Source organism: Serratia proteamaculans (genome assembly GCF_949794035.1).
Taxonomy (GTDB): domain Bacteria; phylum Pseudomonadota; class Gammaproteobacteria; order Enterobacterales; family Enterobacteriaceae; genus Serratia; species Serratia proteamaculans.
Genome location: NZ_OX461105.1, coordinates 1,375,104 through 1,389,162, shown reverse-complemented (window position 1 = coordinate 1,389,162; position 14,059 = coordinate 1,375,104). Strand labels below are relative to the sequence as shown.

Annotated in this window: 14 protein-coding genes; 5 read left to right on the top strand and 9 right to left on the bottom strand. The window is 57.1% G+C overall.

The window, feature by feature from the left end; translation table 11 throughout:
• Positions 1-600 precede the first annotated feature (600 nt).
• Both QOT07_RS06515 and QOT07_RS06510 read left to right on the top strand, forming a co-directional pair.
• On the top strand, positions 601-1,311 hold the full coding sequence (locus tag QOT07_RS06515) for an ATP-binding cassette domain-containing protein (RefSeq protein WP_085115670.1): 711 nt from the start codon (positions 601-603) through the stop codon (positions 1,309-1,311).
• A 191-nt stretch (positions 1,312-1,502) separates the two neighbouring features.
• Positions 1,503-3,215 (top strand): hypothetical protein, encoded by a 1,713-nt coding sequence (locus QOT07_RS06510; RefSeq protein WP_283602748.1) that lies wholly within the window; start codon positions 1,503-1,505, stop codon positions 3,213-3,215.
• Positions 3,216-3,272: 57 nt separating this feature from the next.
• Here the strand turns inward: QOT07_RS06510 and bioD are convergent, their stop codons facing one another.
• The 4 genes from bioD to bioB are packed head-to-tail and all read right to left on the bottom strand — an operon-like array spanning position 3,273 to position 6,885.
• On the bottom strand, positions 3,273-3,953 hold the full coding sequence (gene bioD / locus QOT07_RS06505; protein WP_262261188.1) for a dethiobiotin synthase: 681 nt from the start codon (positions 3,951-3,953) through the stop codon (positions 3,273-3,275).
• Positions 3,946-4,713 carry a malonyl-ACP O-methyltransferase BioC gene (gene bioC, locus QOT07_RS06500; RefSeq protein WP_283602747.1) on the bottom strand — a complete coding sequence of 256 codons (768 nt, stop codon included), beginning with the start codon at positions 4,711-4,713 and terminating at the stop codon, positions 3,946-3,948. Before bioC ends, bioD begins: the two co-directional genes overlap by 8 nt.
• Positions 4,697-5,848 (bottom strand): 8-amino-7-oxononanoate synthase, encoded by a 1,152-nt coding sequence (gene bioF / locus QOT07_RS06495; protein ID WP_099065162.1) that lies wholly within the window; start codon positions 5,846-5,848, stop codon positions 4,697-4,699. Before bioF ends, bioC begins: the two co-directional genes overlap by 17 nt.
• Positions 5,848-6,885: a biotin synthase BioB gene (gene bioB, locus QOT07_RS06490; RefSeq protein ID WP_012005745.1), complete on the bottom strand. Its 1,038-nt coding sequence runs from the start codon at positions 6,883-6,885 to the stop codon at positions 5,848-5,850. Before bioB ends, bioF begins: the two co-directional genes overlap by 1 nt.
• 90 nt (positions 6,886-6,975) lie before the next feature.
• Here bioB and bioA point away from each other — a divergent pair, with 90 nt between their 5' ends.
• The gene (gene bioA / locus QOT07_RS06485; protein WP_099065240.1) at positions 6,976-8,250 is read left to right on the top strand and encodes an adenosylmethionine--8-amino-7-oxononanoate transaminase; all 1,275 of its coding nucleotides are present in this window, start codon (positions 6,976-6,978) and stop codon (positions 8,248-8,250) included.
• 4 nt (positions 8,251-8,254) lie between these two features.
• On the opposite strand, the gene QOT07_RS25855 is transcribed toward bioA, so the two are convergent.
• On the bottom strand, positions 8,255-8,656 hold the full coding sequence (locus QOT07_RS25855) for a YkvA family protein (protein WP_099065161.1): 402 nt from the start codon (positions 8,654-8,656) through the stop codon (positions 8,255-8,257).
• Positions 8,657-8,822: 166 nt separating this feature from the next.
• On the opposite strand from QOT07_RS25855, the gene QOT07_RS06475 reads away from it, so the two are divergent.
• Positions 8,823-9,305: a kinase inhibitor gene (locus QOT07_RS06475; protein ID WP_283602746.1), complete on the top strand. Its 483-nt coding sequence runs from the start codon at positions 8,823-8,825 to the stop codon at positions 9,303-9,305.
• A gap of 41 nt (positions 9,306-9,346) precedes the next feature.
• Here QOT07_RS06475 and pgl read toward each other — a convergent pair whose 3' ends face one another.
• Positions 9,347-10,342: a 6-phosphogluconolactonase gene (pgl, locus tag QOT07_RS06470; RefSeq protein ID WP_207976029.1), complete on the bottom strand. Its 996-nt coding sequence runs from the start codon at positions 10,340-10,342 to the stop codon at positions 9,347-9,349.
• A gap of 178 nt (positions 10,343-10,520) precedes the next feature.
• Here pgl and QOT07_RS06465 point away from each other — a divergent pair, with 178 nt between their 5' ends.
• On the top strand, positions 10,521-11,345 hold the full coding sequence (locus QOT07_RS06465; protein WP_283602744.1) for a pyridoxal phosphatase: 825 nt from the start codon (positions 10,521-10,523) through the stop codon (positions 11,343-11,345).
• A 33-nt stretch (positions 11,346-11,378) separates the two neighbouring features.
• Here QOT07_RS06465 and modC read toward each other — a convergent pair whose 3' ends face one another.
• From modC to modA, 3 genes are read right to left on the bottom strand one after another with little or no spacing between them, the layout of a single operon-like run.
• Positions 11,379-12,446: a molybdenum ABC transporter ATP-binding protein ModC gene (gene modC, locus QOT07_RS06460; protein WP_207976031.1), complete on the bottom strand. Its 1,068-nt coding sequence runs from the start codon at positions 12,444-12,446 to the stop codon at positions 11,379-11,381.
• Positions 12,447-13,136, bottom strand: a complete 690-nt coding sequence (gene modB / locus QOT07_RS06455; RefSeq protein ID WP_099065156.1) for a molybdate ABC transporter permease subunit — start codon at positions 13,134-13,136, stop codon at positions 12,447-12,449.
• Complete coding sequence (gene modA / locus QOT07_RS06450; RefSeq protein ID WP_283602743.1) at positions 13,133-13,906, bottom strand: molybdate ABC transporter substrate-binding protein; 774 nt, start codon at positions 13,904-13,906, stop codon at positions 13,133-13,135. Before modA ends, modB begins: the two co-directional genes overlap by 4 nt.
• Positions 13,907-14,059 lie beyond the last annotated feature (153 nt).

The window sequence follows — 14,059 nt, the reverse complement described above, 5'->3', positions numbered from 1 at the left end:
TTCGCAGCACTGGAAGAGTGCAAAAATCGTCCGCGTTAACTTTCCCCCTTATTTTCACTCGGCCCGCCAGGCCCGTCCTGTCCCGGAAAACCGTTAACAAGACAATAACAATCCCCTTTTTTAACGGTTTAATAAAGTTGGCCCAGGGGTTGCATTACCCTTTTACGCCAAAAGCTCGGTCGGGATAAATATCCGGTCTGTAATGGCAGAATTATCCGCCATCAGTTAAGGGCCATACAGATGTAAAACGCCTGACATTTGCCGGATAAAGACGAGATGGCGCTAGAAAACTCACAGTAACGACCATTTTCACCTAAGTACCACAGGTTTTAGCTGAACCTAAACTACCTCGTTAAAGGTAGTCATTCAGCATTTTGTTCTGGACATTACGACACTCGGGAAAGAAACCGCTAATGCGGAAACTGCAGTAAGGAGTGGATAACACAGGGAAGTAGAGGTTCGATTGCCGTACCTGCACCGGTCGCTATTGGGCGCCGCCAGGTGAGATCGATGCGGTTTGTTAAATAAAACCGCGTTACGCCAGCGCCCCGACGGGCGTACATCCACGAGTGGAATACGGGTCTTTGAGGAGAATGCCGGATGTTGAGTTTAAGGTCAGTGAATCAGTTTTACGGGCAAACCCATACCCTGTGGGACATCAATCTGGAGCTGCCACGCGGCCAGTGCACGGTGCTTATCGGCCGTAACGGCGTGGGCAAAACCACGCTGGTGAACTGCATTATGGGCCATTTGCCGGTAGTCAGTGGCAGCATGACCTGGCAGTTGGCGGACGAACCACCGCAAAGCCTGCTCCAGCAGCCAGTGGAAAGCCGCACGGCCCTGGGGATCAGCTACGTGCCGCAAGGGCGACAAATCTTTTCGCAACTCAGCGTGGAGGAAAACTTACAGGTAGCACTAATGGCCGGTCGCGACAGGACTCGCCGCATTCCCCCCTTGATTTACAGCCTGTTCCCCAATCTGCGGGAAATGCGCAGCCGCCGGGCCGGCGATTTAGGCGACGGTGAACAGCAGCAACTGGCGATTGGTCGCGCCCTGGTACTGGAGCCGGAATTGCTGATCCTCGATGAGCCTACCAACGGCGTGCAGCCCACCATCGCTGCCGATATCGGCAACGTGATCCGCAAACTTAACCGCGAGCTGGGCATGACTATCCTGCTGGTGGAGCACAAGCTGCCGTTTGTCCGTCGCGTGGCGGACCGTTTCTGCCTGATGGATCAGGGGCGCAGCGTAGCCGATGGCACGCTGGAACAGTTGGACGAGGAGTTGATTAATGCCTATCTGGCAGTGTGACTGGCAGGGGTGCAAAGTATTGCACCCCGCTCTCATGGCTTATCTCATACCAACGCCTTGAGCACCGTACCACTCATTGCTCATTGTGTTGTATCAGCGAAGACAGAGCTCCGTTTGTTGGAAATGACCAAATGCTCCCTCCATATTCAACGGGTTTTCACATCCGATTAACTTGAATTGAGGGTTAGATAATGGCCGATAACAATGCAGGATTTATTCAATATAGCGATCTGCTCGATAAAACCTGGACCTTGAAAGAGCGACTCGACGTAGCAGGCATTTATGTCAAATCACGCGATGAGCTGATCAAGGCTCAAACCTTCATCAGGGACACATTAAAAAGACCGGCTATTGTAAAGTTCACCGCCCCCTTTGAGGTGTGGACCGCCCCCAAGACCGATATCGATGTCGGCTTCGTTTATATCGACGGCAACGGTGTAAAGATCACCACCAATATCCCCAACGGGACTGAAAACGACCACAACTACTTCCTGCGCTGCTATACCACTACCGCGGCCTTGGATATCAACATCCCTATTCGACCAGCACCTATTTTGAAAGACTTCACCGTCAGAGGAATTGGCTCTACAGTTAAAACATCAAGTACTGAGACTGAGACTGAGACTGAGACTGAGACTGAGACTGAGACTGAGACTAAGTATAACTATATTGATGGTATTCGCTTCTATTCGCCTGAAGGCCCTTTGGGTAATTTTTCCGTCAATAATGTTTATATTTCCGGTTTTTATTACGGCATGTATTTTGGCACCAACGCGTATATTGGGCATCACTATGCCTGTGAGATCATCCGCTGCTTTGAATGCTTGCATATGCCGCAAGCGAAAAAACCCACGAATGTGCAACCGACTCAAACCGGTGATGAAAATCCCACCGCTCAGAACTTTGGCGAAGGGATAAACTTCTTCGGTGGTACCATCGGTAACTCTAAGGGGTTAGCTATCGGCAATCAGAACCCAAACGGCGCATTTCGTTTCTTCGGCACATCAATAGACTATGCGGGTGCGATTGCGAAAGTCGAGGCCGGAAGCATTGAGTTCCATGGCTGTCATATCGAGTTCAGTAATAAAACTAACCCGGTCAATGATATCCCCTTCCGCTGTAGCGCCAACCAGAATGCGTCATTACTTATTCAGGGTGGGGAAATCATTGCTCTGAATGGGCTTGCGTCTCAAGACTACTGTTTTTACGCCGAGGCTGGTAGCAGCGGGATTATCGTAGACAACGTCAAATTCTATGAAGTAAGAACCGCGACCGGCCGTTATTTTGGCGGTACCGGCGACTTTGTGATTAAAAATAGCCGGCTCGATGGCGGTGGTGGAGGCAAAGGCATTCAAACTTTGACCACCGCCAATAATAACAAGCTCAAAGACGGCAATTTCTCATTTACTACCAAGCCGATAGGTTGGGAAGTTTCCGGTGGCAACGTCAGCAATCCCTTCACCTCAGACGCCATTACCCTCACCATTGAATCCGGTGCGGGCGTTAACGGCAACAATGCGCTAAAAGTGACCAAACTGGGGAATACCAACTCTAGTGCCGGTGTGCGGGTGGTTGTTCCGGTATCGCAATATGAACAATTGGGCGCCTGTTTTACCCTGAAAACGCTGAATGGCGGCTCCGGCAATTTATTCGCCACGTTGAGCTATGCCTGTATTCAGGAGGTGGAAAGCAACGGCGTATCGATCATCGCTAAATCAGATGTGGCCGCCTGGGATGGGACTCTCAATGCCAGTGATTATGCCGAGTTTAAGGAATACCGTTTTAACGCCAACCGACGAAAAGTGCCGGTTTGGGCAACCCATGTCATCTTGTCTTTCAATTTGTATGCTTTAGCGAAAAACGGGGTGCTTTACTTCGATAATGCCTGCATCACCGCCATGTAAAACGGTAAGTCAGCTTTTCTCCGTCCACGGTGGATCCGTGGACGGAAGGCTTAACGCTCAATGGGGTAAAACGCTCAAATCCAGATAGTGCCCCAAAACCTGCCGTTCGGGTTCGGCCAGATGGGGGATCTCTCCCAGCAATGGCGCTGGCAGCATACGGCGCAGCGTGGTCAGATATTCCTGATGGCGACGGCCCGGCGCACTGACGTCGTTGGCAACCCAGCCCACCAACGACAACCCCGCCTGTTGGATCGCCTGCGCGGTCAGCAGCGCATGGTTAATACACCCCAGCTTGATGCCCACCACCAAAATCACCGGCAGTTGCTCCTGCTGCACCCAATCGGCAAAGGTATGCTGCTCAGAAAGGGGCGTAAACCAGCCCCCGGCCCCCTCGATCAACACCCAGTCGGCACGTTGCTCCAAATGGCGTAACCCGGCGGAAAGCTGCGCCAGTTCGATTGGCCGCCCTTCGTCGGCGCTGACAATGTGCGGTGAGGTCGGTTCGGCGAAAACATAAGGGTTTACTTGCTGGTAGTTCAGCGCCACCGCGCTGTTCGCCTGCAACGCCAGCGCGTCACCGTTACGCAACCCCTCGGCGGTCATCTCACTGCCGGAAGCCACCGGTTTGTAACCGGCGGTGCGGTAACCCGCCAGATTAGCGGCCTGCAACAAGGCGCTGCTGGCCACGGTTTTGCCCACTTCGGTATCGGTGCCGGTGACAAACCAACGCTTAATCACGATAAATCACTCCATAAACCAGATGATAACTGAGCGGGAACTGCCCGCGATCGCAGGGATAAGCCGCCTGTAAAGCGGCGAGCCGCCGACGGGATAGCAGCCCTGCCTCGCGCCCCTGATGCAAATGGGTCGCGCCGATCCCCTTGAGCGATCGCATCAACGCCATCACGTCCGGGTAATTCAGAGTCTGCCACTCCGCCTCCAGACCGTGACGGTAACCGGCGCAGGCTGCGCCAATTTGTTCCAGTGGCAGAAAATCGTTCACATGGCGTTCGCCGTCTACCTGCTGCCAGGCATCGCCCAGTTCGCCCAGCGATCCTTGCGCCAGGGTAGAAAACAGGATCACACCGCCGGGCCGGGTGACCCGGTAGAGCTCCGCCAGGGCGCCTGGCAAATCACTGCACCATTGCACCACCAGGCTGCTGAAACAGATATCCACGGCAGCGTCGGGTAAGGGGATATTTTCAATATCCCCTAGCAGGTAATGATCTGCCGCCTGTTGCTGGCGGGCGAAGGCCAGCATGCCCGGTGCCAGATCGAGCGCCGTGACCTGCTTGCCAAGTTCGCGCCAGCGACGGCTAAAGTGGCCAGTGCCACAGCCTGCATCAAGTAGTTGTTCGCCACTGTGTGCCAGCCCGATCTCCAGCAAGCGCTCACCAACATCACGTTGCAGCACCGCCGCCGCGTCATAGCTGCCTGCCGCCCGGCTGAAGGCCGAGGCTACCGCTTGCTTATTGACCGATTCAAACGCTGACGTCATGCAATACCTCCAGCAGACGATCGATATCCTGCGGTTGATGCGCCGCCGTCAGGGTAATACGCAGACGCGCCCCGCCCGGTGGCACCGTTGGCGGACGAATAGCGCTCACCCACAGCCCCTGTTCGCGAAGACTTTGCGCCAGATCGAGCGCTCGCTGGTTATCCCCCACCAGCAAAGGCTGTATGGCGGTAACCGACTCCGTCAGGCTGAGCGATAACTGGGCTGCCCCCTGGCGGAAACGCTGAATGTTATCCTGCAACCGGGCGCGCAATTCATCGCCCTGTTGGATGCAATGCAACGCCGCCTGCAATGCACAGGCCTGCGCCGGTGGCATCGCGGTGCTGTAAATCAGATGGCGGGCAAACTGCAGCAGATATTCGGCCGTGGACTCATCGCACAGCACCGCCGCACCGCTGAGGCCAAAGGCTTTGCCAAAGGTGGCCACCAGCAGTTCGGGCCGGACGCCCTGCTGCCAGCAACTGCCGCGTCCCTGTTCGCCATGAACACCGATACCGTGCGCGTCATCAACCATCAGCCAGGCACCGGCCTCGCGGGTCAGACGATGCAGTTCCGCCAGCGGCGCGCTGTCGCCGTCCATGCTAAAGACCCCTTCGGTCACCGCCAACATCTGGCCAGTGCAGGGTTTTGCCAACAGGCCAGCCAGCGACTGCGGCTGATTATGGCGAAAACGACGTAACTGAGCCGGAGAGTGGGCGGCGGCCTCCAGCAAAGAGGCGTGGCTAAGCCGGTCGGCTAAAATGCGATCCTCTGCCTGCATCAGGGCTGCCAGCAGCGCCTGATTGGCGGCATAGCCGGAAATAAACAGCAGCGCACGCGGGTAACCCAGCCAGTCCGCCAGTTGCTGTTCCAGCACCTGATGTGCGCTACAAAAGCCGGTAACGTGGCCAGAACCACCACTGCCGACACCATACTGCTGCGCGCCCTGCTGCCAAGCGGCGATCACCCGCGCATCCTGGCTCAGGCCCAGGTAGTCATTGCCAGAGAAATTCAGGTAATGCTCGTTGTTAAGCTGGATATGGCGGCCATTGCCGCCCTGATTCACCTGGCGACGGCGATAAGCGGCGCTCTGTTGCCGCTCCTCCAGCGCCTGTTCAATGCGTTGTTGCCAGCTCATTACAGCGCCGCATTGTAAAACTCAGCGGTATCGGCCTGCATCAGCTGTGCAGCCAGCGCCTGTTGCTGCTGATTGTCGCCGTGCTCGGTTTCGGTCTGCTGCGGGTTCAGGCCCAGTTTGCGGAACAGTTGCAGGTCTTTGTCTTCTTCCGGGTTTGGCGTCGTCAGCAGCTTGCAACCATAGAAGATGGAGTTGGCACCGGCCATAAAGCACATCGCCTGAGTCTGCTCGTTCATCTGCTCACGGCCGGCGGACAGGCGCACGTAAGAAGCCGGCATCATGATGCGCGCCACCGCAATGGTGCGGATGAAATCAAACGGGTCAACGTCTTCGTTATCTGCCAGCGGTGTCCCCTTGACCTTCACCAGCATGTTGATCGGCACGCTCTCCGGCGGCGTCGGCAAATTAGCCAACTGCACCAGCAGCCCCGCGCGGTCACGCACCGTTTCACCCAGCCCGACAATGCCGCCGGAACAGACTTTAATGCCCGCGCCGCGCACCTTGCCCAGGGTGTCCAGACGTTCCTGATAGCTGCGGGTGGTGATGATGTTGCCGTAGAATTCCGGCGAGGTGTCCAGGTTATGGTTGTAGTAATCCAGCCCGGCATCCGCCAGCCGTTCCGCCTGCGTACCGTCCAGCGTGCCCAGCGTCATGCAGGTTTCCATGCCCATCGCCTTCACCCCTTGCACCATCTGCTGCAGGTAAGGCATATCGCGCTCGTGCGGGTTTTTCCACGCCGCTCCCATACAGAAACGGGTCGATCCATTCGCCTTGGCCTTACGCGCCGATTCCAGCACCTGCTCCACCTGCATCAGCCGCTCCGACTCCAGGCCGGTTTTGTAGCGCGAACTTTGCGGACAGTACTTGCAGTCTTCCGGACAGGCGCCGGTCTTGATTGATAACAGCGTGCTCACCTGCACCTGGCGCGGGTCAAAGTGCTGGCGATGAACCGTCTGGGCTTCAAACAACAGTTCAAGCAGGGGTTTATCAAACAGGGTCTGGGCAAGACCCACTGTCCAGTGAATGCGATCGGCCATCACGGCGTCTCCAAAAATGAAAAAAGTGTCGTCAGTTTAGATATTGTGGATATACTGTCAACCATTACGCACATCATTTGGTTTACAAGTATGTCTGTCACTGCCTCCGACCTTGAATTCGACCAGCGCCATATCTGGCACCCTTACACTTCAATGAGTCACCCACTGCCCTGTTACCCGGTAGAGGCCGCCAGCGGCGTTGAACTGCAGTTGGCCGATGGCCGACGCCTGGTTGACGGTATGTCGTCCTGGTGGGCAGCCATTCACGGCTATAACCACCCGCAGCTGAACCTGGCTGCCACGCAACAGCTGGAAAAAATGTCGCACGTAATGTTCGGCGGCATTACCCATCCTGCGGCTATTGCCCTGTGCCGCAGCCTGGTGGCCATGACGCCGGAAGCATTGCAATGCGTGTTCCTGGCGGATTCCGGCTCGGTGGCGGTGGAGGTGTCGCTGAAGATGGCGCTGCAATACTGGCAGGCGCGCGGGGAACGGCGGCAACGCATTTTGACCCTGCGTCACGGCTATCATGGCGATACCTTCGGTGCGATGTCGGTGTGCGATCCGGACAACTCAATGCACAGCCTGTATCAGGGTTATCTGGCACCACACCTGTTCGCTACCGCGCCGCAGTGCGGTTTCGATCAGGTCTGGGATGAAAATGATATCGCGCCGTTTGCCGCCCTGCTGGAACAGCATGCCGGGGAAGTGGCGGCAGTGATCCTCGAACCGGTGGTTCAGGGTGCCGGTGGCATGCGCATTTACCATCCGACCTATCTCAAGCGGGTGCGTGAGCTGTGTGACCGCCATCAGGTGCTGTTGATTGCCGATGAAATCGCCACCGGTTTCGGCCGCACCGGCAAGCTGTTCGCCTGTGAACATGCTGACGTGGTGCCGGATATCCTGTGCCTGGGTAAAGCGCTGACCGGCGGCTATATGACGCTGTCCGCCACCCTGACTACCCGTCACGTGGCGGAGACCATCAGCAACGGCGCTGCGGGCTGCTTTATGCACGGGCCTACCTTTATGGGCAACCCGCTGGCCTGCGCAGTGGCCAACGCCAGCCTGTCACTGTTGGCAGAAAACCGCTGGCAGCAGCAGGTCGCCGCTATCGAAAGCCAATTGAAACAGCAGTTATTGCCGCTGAAGGCGCTGCCAAAAGTGGCGGATGTGCGGGTGCTGGGGGCGATTGGCGTGGTGGAAATGCGAGAATCTGTCGACGTGGCGCAGCTACAGCGTGGCTTTGTCGAGCGTGGCGTGTGGATCCGGCCCTTCGGCAAACTGATTTATTTAATGCCGCCGTACATCATTGAACCTGAACAGCTCAGCCGCTTGACCGACGCAGTGACGGCCGCGGTACAGTAATCGATCACCAATGCTGGTCCAGATAACGGGCCAGCAACACCAGACACCCCACCCACAGCAGAATAATCATCACCGCAGCCATACGGCCGGTAGGATTATCGATGCGCCGTTGCGCTTTCTCCCGAAACTCCGCCATCAGCGGTTTGGGGATCAGCCACACCGCCAGCATGATGCCCAGCGGCACGATGATCACATCATCCAGATAGCCCAGCACCGGGATAAAGTCCGGGATCAGATCTATCGGTGATACTGCGTAGCCCGCGACCAGCAGAGCGACCAATTTGGCATACCAGGGCGTGCGCCGGTCGCGAGCCGCCAGCCAGAGTGCATAAATGTCGCGCTTGATGCCCTTGGCCCAGCGGCGCAGCCAGCCAAACCACGGCGTGCGTTTTTTTAATGAAATCATGGTTACTTTATATCGAGCTGTGAATGATTGATTTCGCGAATGTAGCCTCGCGGTTAATTATGGTAACCCATAGGTGAGGCGACTGGCGAGGTACAATGCTGCTTGTGTTGTTCCGGCAAAACGATCTAGCTTAAGGCTCTGCTTTTACCGACAACAGGGAGTCACCATGACTTTTCGTTTGTACAGCAATGAGTTGCAAGACGGCGCAAAAATGCCGGAACGTCAGGTATTTAACGGCATGGGCTATCACGGCGATAACCTGTCGCCGCACCTGGCATGGGATGGCGTACCGGAGGGCACTAAAAGCTTCGTGATTTCGGTTTACGATCCCGATGCCCCAACCGGCTCCGGCTGGTGGCACTGGGTGGTAGCCAATATTCCGGCGGCAACGCGCGAACTGCCCGCTGGCGCCGGCTCCGGCAAAGGGGGTTTACCGGCCGGTGCTATCCAGACCCGTACCGATTTTGGTTCCGCCGGTTACGGCGGCGCGGCCCCACCGCAGGGCGAAAGTCACCGCTATCACTTCACAGTGCATGCGCTGGACGTGGAAAGCATCGAGGTGGATGAAGGCTCCAGCGGCGCGCTGGTCGGTTTTAACGTGCACTTCCATAGCCTCGGCAGTGCCACGCTGACGGTGAAGTACAGCTGATTTTTTGGCAAAAAAAGGGGCGAATGTCTTCGCCCCAGGTTTTACTTAGCCAGGATGCTTACCCACATCGGGCCCTTACCTACCGGGTACCTTGCCAGCGTAGTCAACTTGCCGCTGGCCTGATCAATCTCGTATACCCCGATATGATCGGACTTCTGGCCGGACGAAATCACGAAGCGACCGCTGTGGTCGATATTGAAGCCACGCGGCTGCTCTTCGGTCGGATGGTAGCCGACCACTGACAGGCTGCTACCGTCCTCGGACACGCTGAAAATAGTCAGGATGCTGGCGGTGCGGTCACTGGTGTACAGGAAACGGCCGTTCGGCGTGATGTGGATATCCGCCGCCCAGCGGGTGCCGTTGAAATCGGCCGGCATGATGTCCAGCGTTTGCACCAGGGTATATTTACCGCCGTTTTCGCTGATGGCTAACACGTCTACCGTGCCATCCAGCTCGTTCACGCAGTAAGCATATTTGTCGTTATGGTGGAACGCCATATGACGCGGACCGGCACCGCTAGCGGTCGCCACGGCTTCCTGGCTGTGTGGCGTCAGTTCGCCTTGCAAGTCCAGATTAAACAGGCGGATGCGATCTTCTTTCAGGCAAGGCACCAGCAACAGCTGATTGGTCGGGTCGATATTGGCCGAGTGCGGCGCGGTCAAGCCGTCGATCTGCTGGATAGGCGCGACCACTACGCCATCATGGCCGATCGGGCTGACGCTGGCGCAGTTGCCGCTGTAAGAAGCGGAGAACAGATAACGCCCCTGCAAATCGGTAGAGATATGGGTTGGGCTGCCTGGCAGCGGCGCCATACCGGCCTGTTGCAATGTGCCATCCGCCTCAATGCGGTAGCTGACAATGCCGAAAGCCGGACGCACACCGACGTACAGATGCGTTCTGTCCGGGTGGATCGCCATCGGTTGGACCTGGCCCGGCGCTTCAACGCTCTGCAGCAGTGTTAACGCCCCCGTGTCGCTTAACTGCCACACGTGAATTTGCTGGCTTTCCGGGCTGGCGACATAAACGATTTGCTTCATGAATTCTCCTTGAATAGGGTAAAAGAGAAACCGGTTTCAGGTTTTTCGGTTTCCCCTAGCTTACCTCACCACTGTGACATAACAACCCCGCGATGCAGATGAAATCTGTGCGGTTTTATCCGTTGCTTATCCGGTGTACCATCGGTTTAATTTTGTTGCTAACTATAATGAGATCCCTATGAGCTACCGCATCATTGCCCTCGATTTGGATGGCACCTTGCTGGACAACCAAAAACGCATTTTACCGCAGTCGCTGGCTGCCCTGGCCCAGGCACGCGCCGCCGGTATCAAAGTGGTGGTGGTCACCGGTCGCCATCATGTGGCGATCCACCCGTTCTATCAGGCGCTGGAGATAGATACCCCGGCAATCTGCTGTAACGGCACCTATCTGTATGACTTCCAGCAGAAGAAAGTGCTGGCCGCCGATCCGCTGGAAAAAGATCAGGCCAAGCTGGTGCTGCAGATGCTGAAACAAAGCGACATTCATGGCCTGATGTACGTAGACGACGCCATGCTGTATCAGGATGCGAGCGGCCACGTCACCCGTTCATTGGCCTGGGCAGAAACCCTGCCGCCGGCACAGCGCCCAACCTTGCTGCAGGTCAACAGCCTGGTTCAGGCCGCCGACGAAGCGAAGTCGATCTGGAAGTTCGCCACCTCGCACGCCGATATCCCCGCGCTGCGCAGCTTCGCCGAAACGGTGGAAAAGGAACTCGGACTGGCCTGTGAATGGTCGTGGCACGATCAGGTCGACATCGCCAAAGGCGGCAACAGCAAAGGGAAACGCCTGCAACAATGGGTGGAGTCTCAGGGCTTGAGTATGGATCAGGTGGTGGCCTTCGGGGATAACTACAACGATCTCAGCATGCTGGAAGCGGTAGGTCTGGGTGTAGCGATGGGCAACGCCGATGACGCCATCAAACAACGCGCCGATTTGGTGATCGCCGATCACCTGCAGCCAGGCATTGCCGAGGTGATCCGCACCCGCGTGCTGGGCCAGTAATACTATTGCCCTCCCCCGCTGGGAGGGCGCTATTCAACGCGCCTCGCGGCTGATCGACACGCTTTTGACCTGCGCATACAACCACTGCCCCGGTCGGATCGCCAGTTCGTCACGCGCCCACGGCGTAATACGCGCCCAGAGTATGCTTTCTCCCACCGCCAGTTTCACCTCTACCTGCCCGTCAACCTCCAGACACTCGCTCACCTTGGCCGGCAAAACGTTACGGATACTGCTGTTGACCGGCGGTTGTAATATCAGCGAGACATCGGCGGCGTTGATGCGGATACGCAGTTGGGCGCCCAGTGGAGCATCGACACCGCTGACCCACAGCCGTTGGTCACCCAACGCCAACGCCGTCATCGCATAGCGCGTATGGTGTTCAATCACGCTGACACGTAACACGCTGCTCTGATCCTCACGCTGCAACCAGGGCCGCAGCGCACTACTGGCCCACACTTCTTCCAGCCCACCGAAGGCCCGCACCTGGCCGTTATCCAGCACCATAACCTGCTCCGCCAGGCGCAGAATTTCATCCATGCTGTGGCTGACGTAGAGGATTGGCGTGTTGACGTCCTGAGCCAGCCGCTCCAGGTAGGGCAACAGCTCGCGCTTGCGCGGCAAGTCCAGCGACGCCAGGGGTTCGTCCATCAACAACAGCTCCGGCGCGGTCAACAAGGCACGGCCAATCGCCACTCGCTGTTTTTCACCACCAGACAGCGTCAACGGCAGGCGATTAAGCAACGGGCCGATGCCCAGCAGTTCAACAATGTTGTCGAATTGGGCTCGCATGCCGGCGGCCATGCCGTACTGCAGGTTGCCGCGTACCCGGTAATGCGGGAACAGGCGCGCGTCCTGAAACACATAACCAATGCGGCGTTTTTCCGGCGGCAAGCACAGGCCGCGATCGGTATCCACCAGCGTGCGGCCGTTGAGAACGATTCGGCCCTGCTGCAAGCGCGTCAGGCCGCCGATAGCGTTGATTAATGAGGTTTTACCGGCCCCGGACAGACCAAAGATAGCGGTGATGCCCTGAGCGGGCAGATCGGCGCACACCTTAAGGTTAAGGTCGCCAAGGCGTTGGCTAAAATCCAGTTCCAGCATTTACACGCCCATCCGTTTACGGCCCCAGCGGGCCAGCCACTCGGAAACCATCAGTGAAACCAGAGACAGCACAATGGCAATCACGCACAGGCGCGCTGCGGCGGCTTCTGCCCCCGGCGTTTCAATCAGGGTATACATCGCCAGCGGGATGGTGCGCGTCTCGCCGGGAATATTGGAAACAAAGGTAATGGTGGCACCGAACTCGCCCAGCGAACGGGCAAAGGCCAGCACCACACCGACAATCACACCGGGTAACGACAGCGGCAGCGTGATGGTGAAAAACACCCGCCACGGGTTGGCCCCCAGGGTACGGGCAGCCTGCTCCAGGCGGGTATCTACCGCCTCCAGCGCCAGCCGGATGGCACGAACCATCAGCGGGAACGCCACCACTGCGGAAGCCAATGCCGCACCGCGCCAGCTAAAACTGAAGCTGAAACCGAACCAGTCATACAGCCATTCGCCGATCACGCCGCGCCGCCCCATGGCGATCAGCAATATATAGCCGACCACCACCGGCGGCAGTACCAGCGGCAGGTGAATAATGCTGTCCAGCAGCGACTTGCCGGGGAAGCGGCAGCGCACCAACACCCAGGCCATCAGAATGCCAAAGGGTAAGCTGCACACCACCGCCAGGGCGGACACTTTCAGGCTCAGCTCAACCGCCTGCCACTCGTACTCACTCAAAATCATTTACGCGGGGAGAATCCATACTGTTTGAAAATGGCAGCCGCTTCCGGGCTCTTCAGGTAGCTGTAGAACGCGCTGACGGCCGGTGTTTGATGACCTTTAACGATGGCCATCGGGTATTCAACCGGTTTGTGACTGTCTTCCGGGAAGATCGCCACCACGCTGACTTTATCACTGGCTACCGCGTCCGAGCCATAAACAATGCCCAGCGGAGCTTCACCACGTTCCACCAGCGCCATCGCGCTGCGTACGTTGTTGGCCCGCGCCAATTTTGGTTCCAGTGCAGTCCAGGCACCCAGGTTTTGCAGCGCTTCCTTGGCATAAATACCGGCCGGCACGTGGTCCGGATCGCCCACTGACAGACGGCCGCCATTCAGCAACTTCGCCCAGTCGGTTTGCTTATCGAGCGTAATTTTAGCCAGTTTGGCATCTTTGGCCGCGATCAGCACCAGCTCGTTACCCAGCAAGGTATAGCGGGTGTCTTTGACTATCTGCTGTTTGTCGATGGCATAATCCATCCACTGTTGATCGGCGGAGATAAACAGATCGGCCGGAGCACCCTGCTCAATCTGGCGTGCCAGCGTAGAAGAGGAGGCGAAAGAAGAAACCACCTGAACATCCTTGCCTTTCTGATACTGGGTCGCGATGTCCTGCAACGCGTTAGTCAGCGACGCCGCCGCAAAAACGGTGACCTTCTCTGCCGCAGAAGCCTGAATGATCATACCGGACGCCAATACAATACCGCCGACCCACTTGGTCCATTGCTGTTTCATTGTTTTCTCCGCAAGTTAACGTGCATTATCATTCTTCGTTATATAAAAAATAATATAACGTCACGCAGAAGCTTGTCATGCGGTTTATCGGCACAGTGGGAGATAACTTGAGAAACACCCGCCGAACGACGCCGGCGGGTATAGAGAAGGGGT

What these genes read in the sequence shown, in the direction of transcription:
- QOT07_RS06515 (WP_085115670.1), top strand. Translation starts at nt 601, where the DNA reads ATGTTGAGTTTAAGGTCAGTGAATCAGTTTTACGGGCAAACCCATACC.
- QOT07_RS06510 (WP_283602748.1), top strand. Translation starts at nt 1,503, where the DNA reads ATGGCCGATAACAATGCAGGATTTATTCAATATAGCGATCTGCTCGAT.
- bioC (WP_283602747.1), bottom strand. Translation starts at nt 4,713, where the DNA reads ATGACGTCAGCGTTTGAATCGGTCAATAAGCAAGCGGTAGCCTCGGCC.
- bioF (WP_099065162.1), bottom strand. Translation starts at nt 5,848, where the DNA reads ATGAGCTGGCAACAACGCATTGAACAGGCGCTGGAGGAGCGGCAACAG.
- bioB (WP_012005745.1), bottom strand. Translation starts at nt 6,885, where the DNA reads ATGGCCGATCGCATTCACTGGACAGTGGGTCTTGCCCAGACCCTGTTT.
- bioA (WP_099065240.1), top strand. Translation starts at nt 6,976, where the DNA reads ATGTCTGTCACTGCCTCCGACCTTGAATTCGACCAGCGCCATATCTGG.
- QOT07_RS25855 (WP_099065161.1), bottom strand. Translation starts at nt 8,656, where the DNA reads ATGATTTCATTAAAAAAACGCACGCCGTGGTTTGGCTGGCTGCGCCGC.
- QOT07_RS06475 (WP_283602746.1), top strand. Translation starts at nt 8,823, where the DNA reads ATGACTTTTCGTTTGTACAGCAATGAGTTGCAAGACGGCGCAAAAATG.
- pgl (WP_207976029.1), bottom strand. Translation starts at nt 10,342, where the DNA reads ATGAAGCAAATCGTTTATGTCGCCAGCCCGGAAAGCCAGCAAATTCAC.
- QOT07_RS06465 (WP_283602744.1), top strand. Translation starts at nt 10,521, where the DNA reads ATGAGCTACCGCATCATTGCCCTCGATTTGGATGGCACCTTGCTGGAC.
- modC (WP_207976031.1), bottom strand. Translation starts at nt 12,446, where the DNA reads ATGCTGGAACTGGATTTTAGCCAACGCCTTGGCGACCTTAACCTTAAG.
- modB (WP_099065156.1), bottom strand. Translation starts at nt 13,136, where the DNA reads ATGATTTTGAGTGAGTACGAGTGGCAGGCGGTTGAGCTGAGCCTGAAA.
- modA (WP_283602743.1), bottom strand. Translation starts at nt 13,906, where the DNA reads ATGAAACAGCAATGGACCAAGTGGGTCGGCGGTATTGTATTGGCGTCC.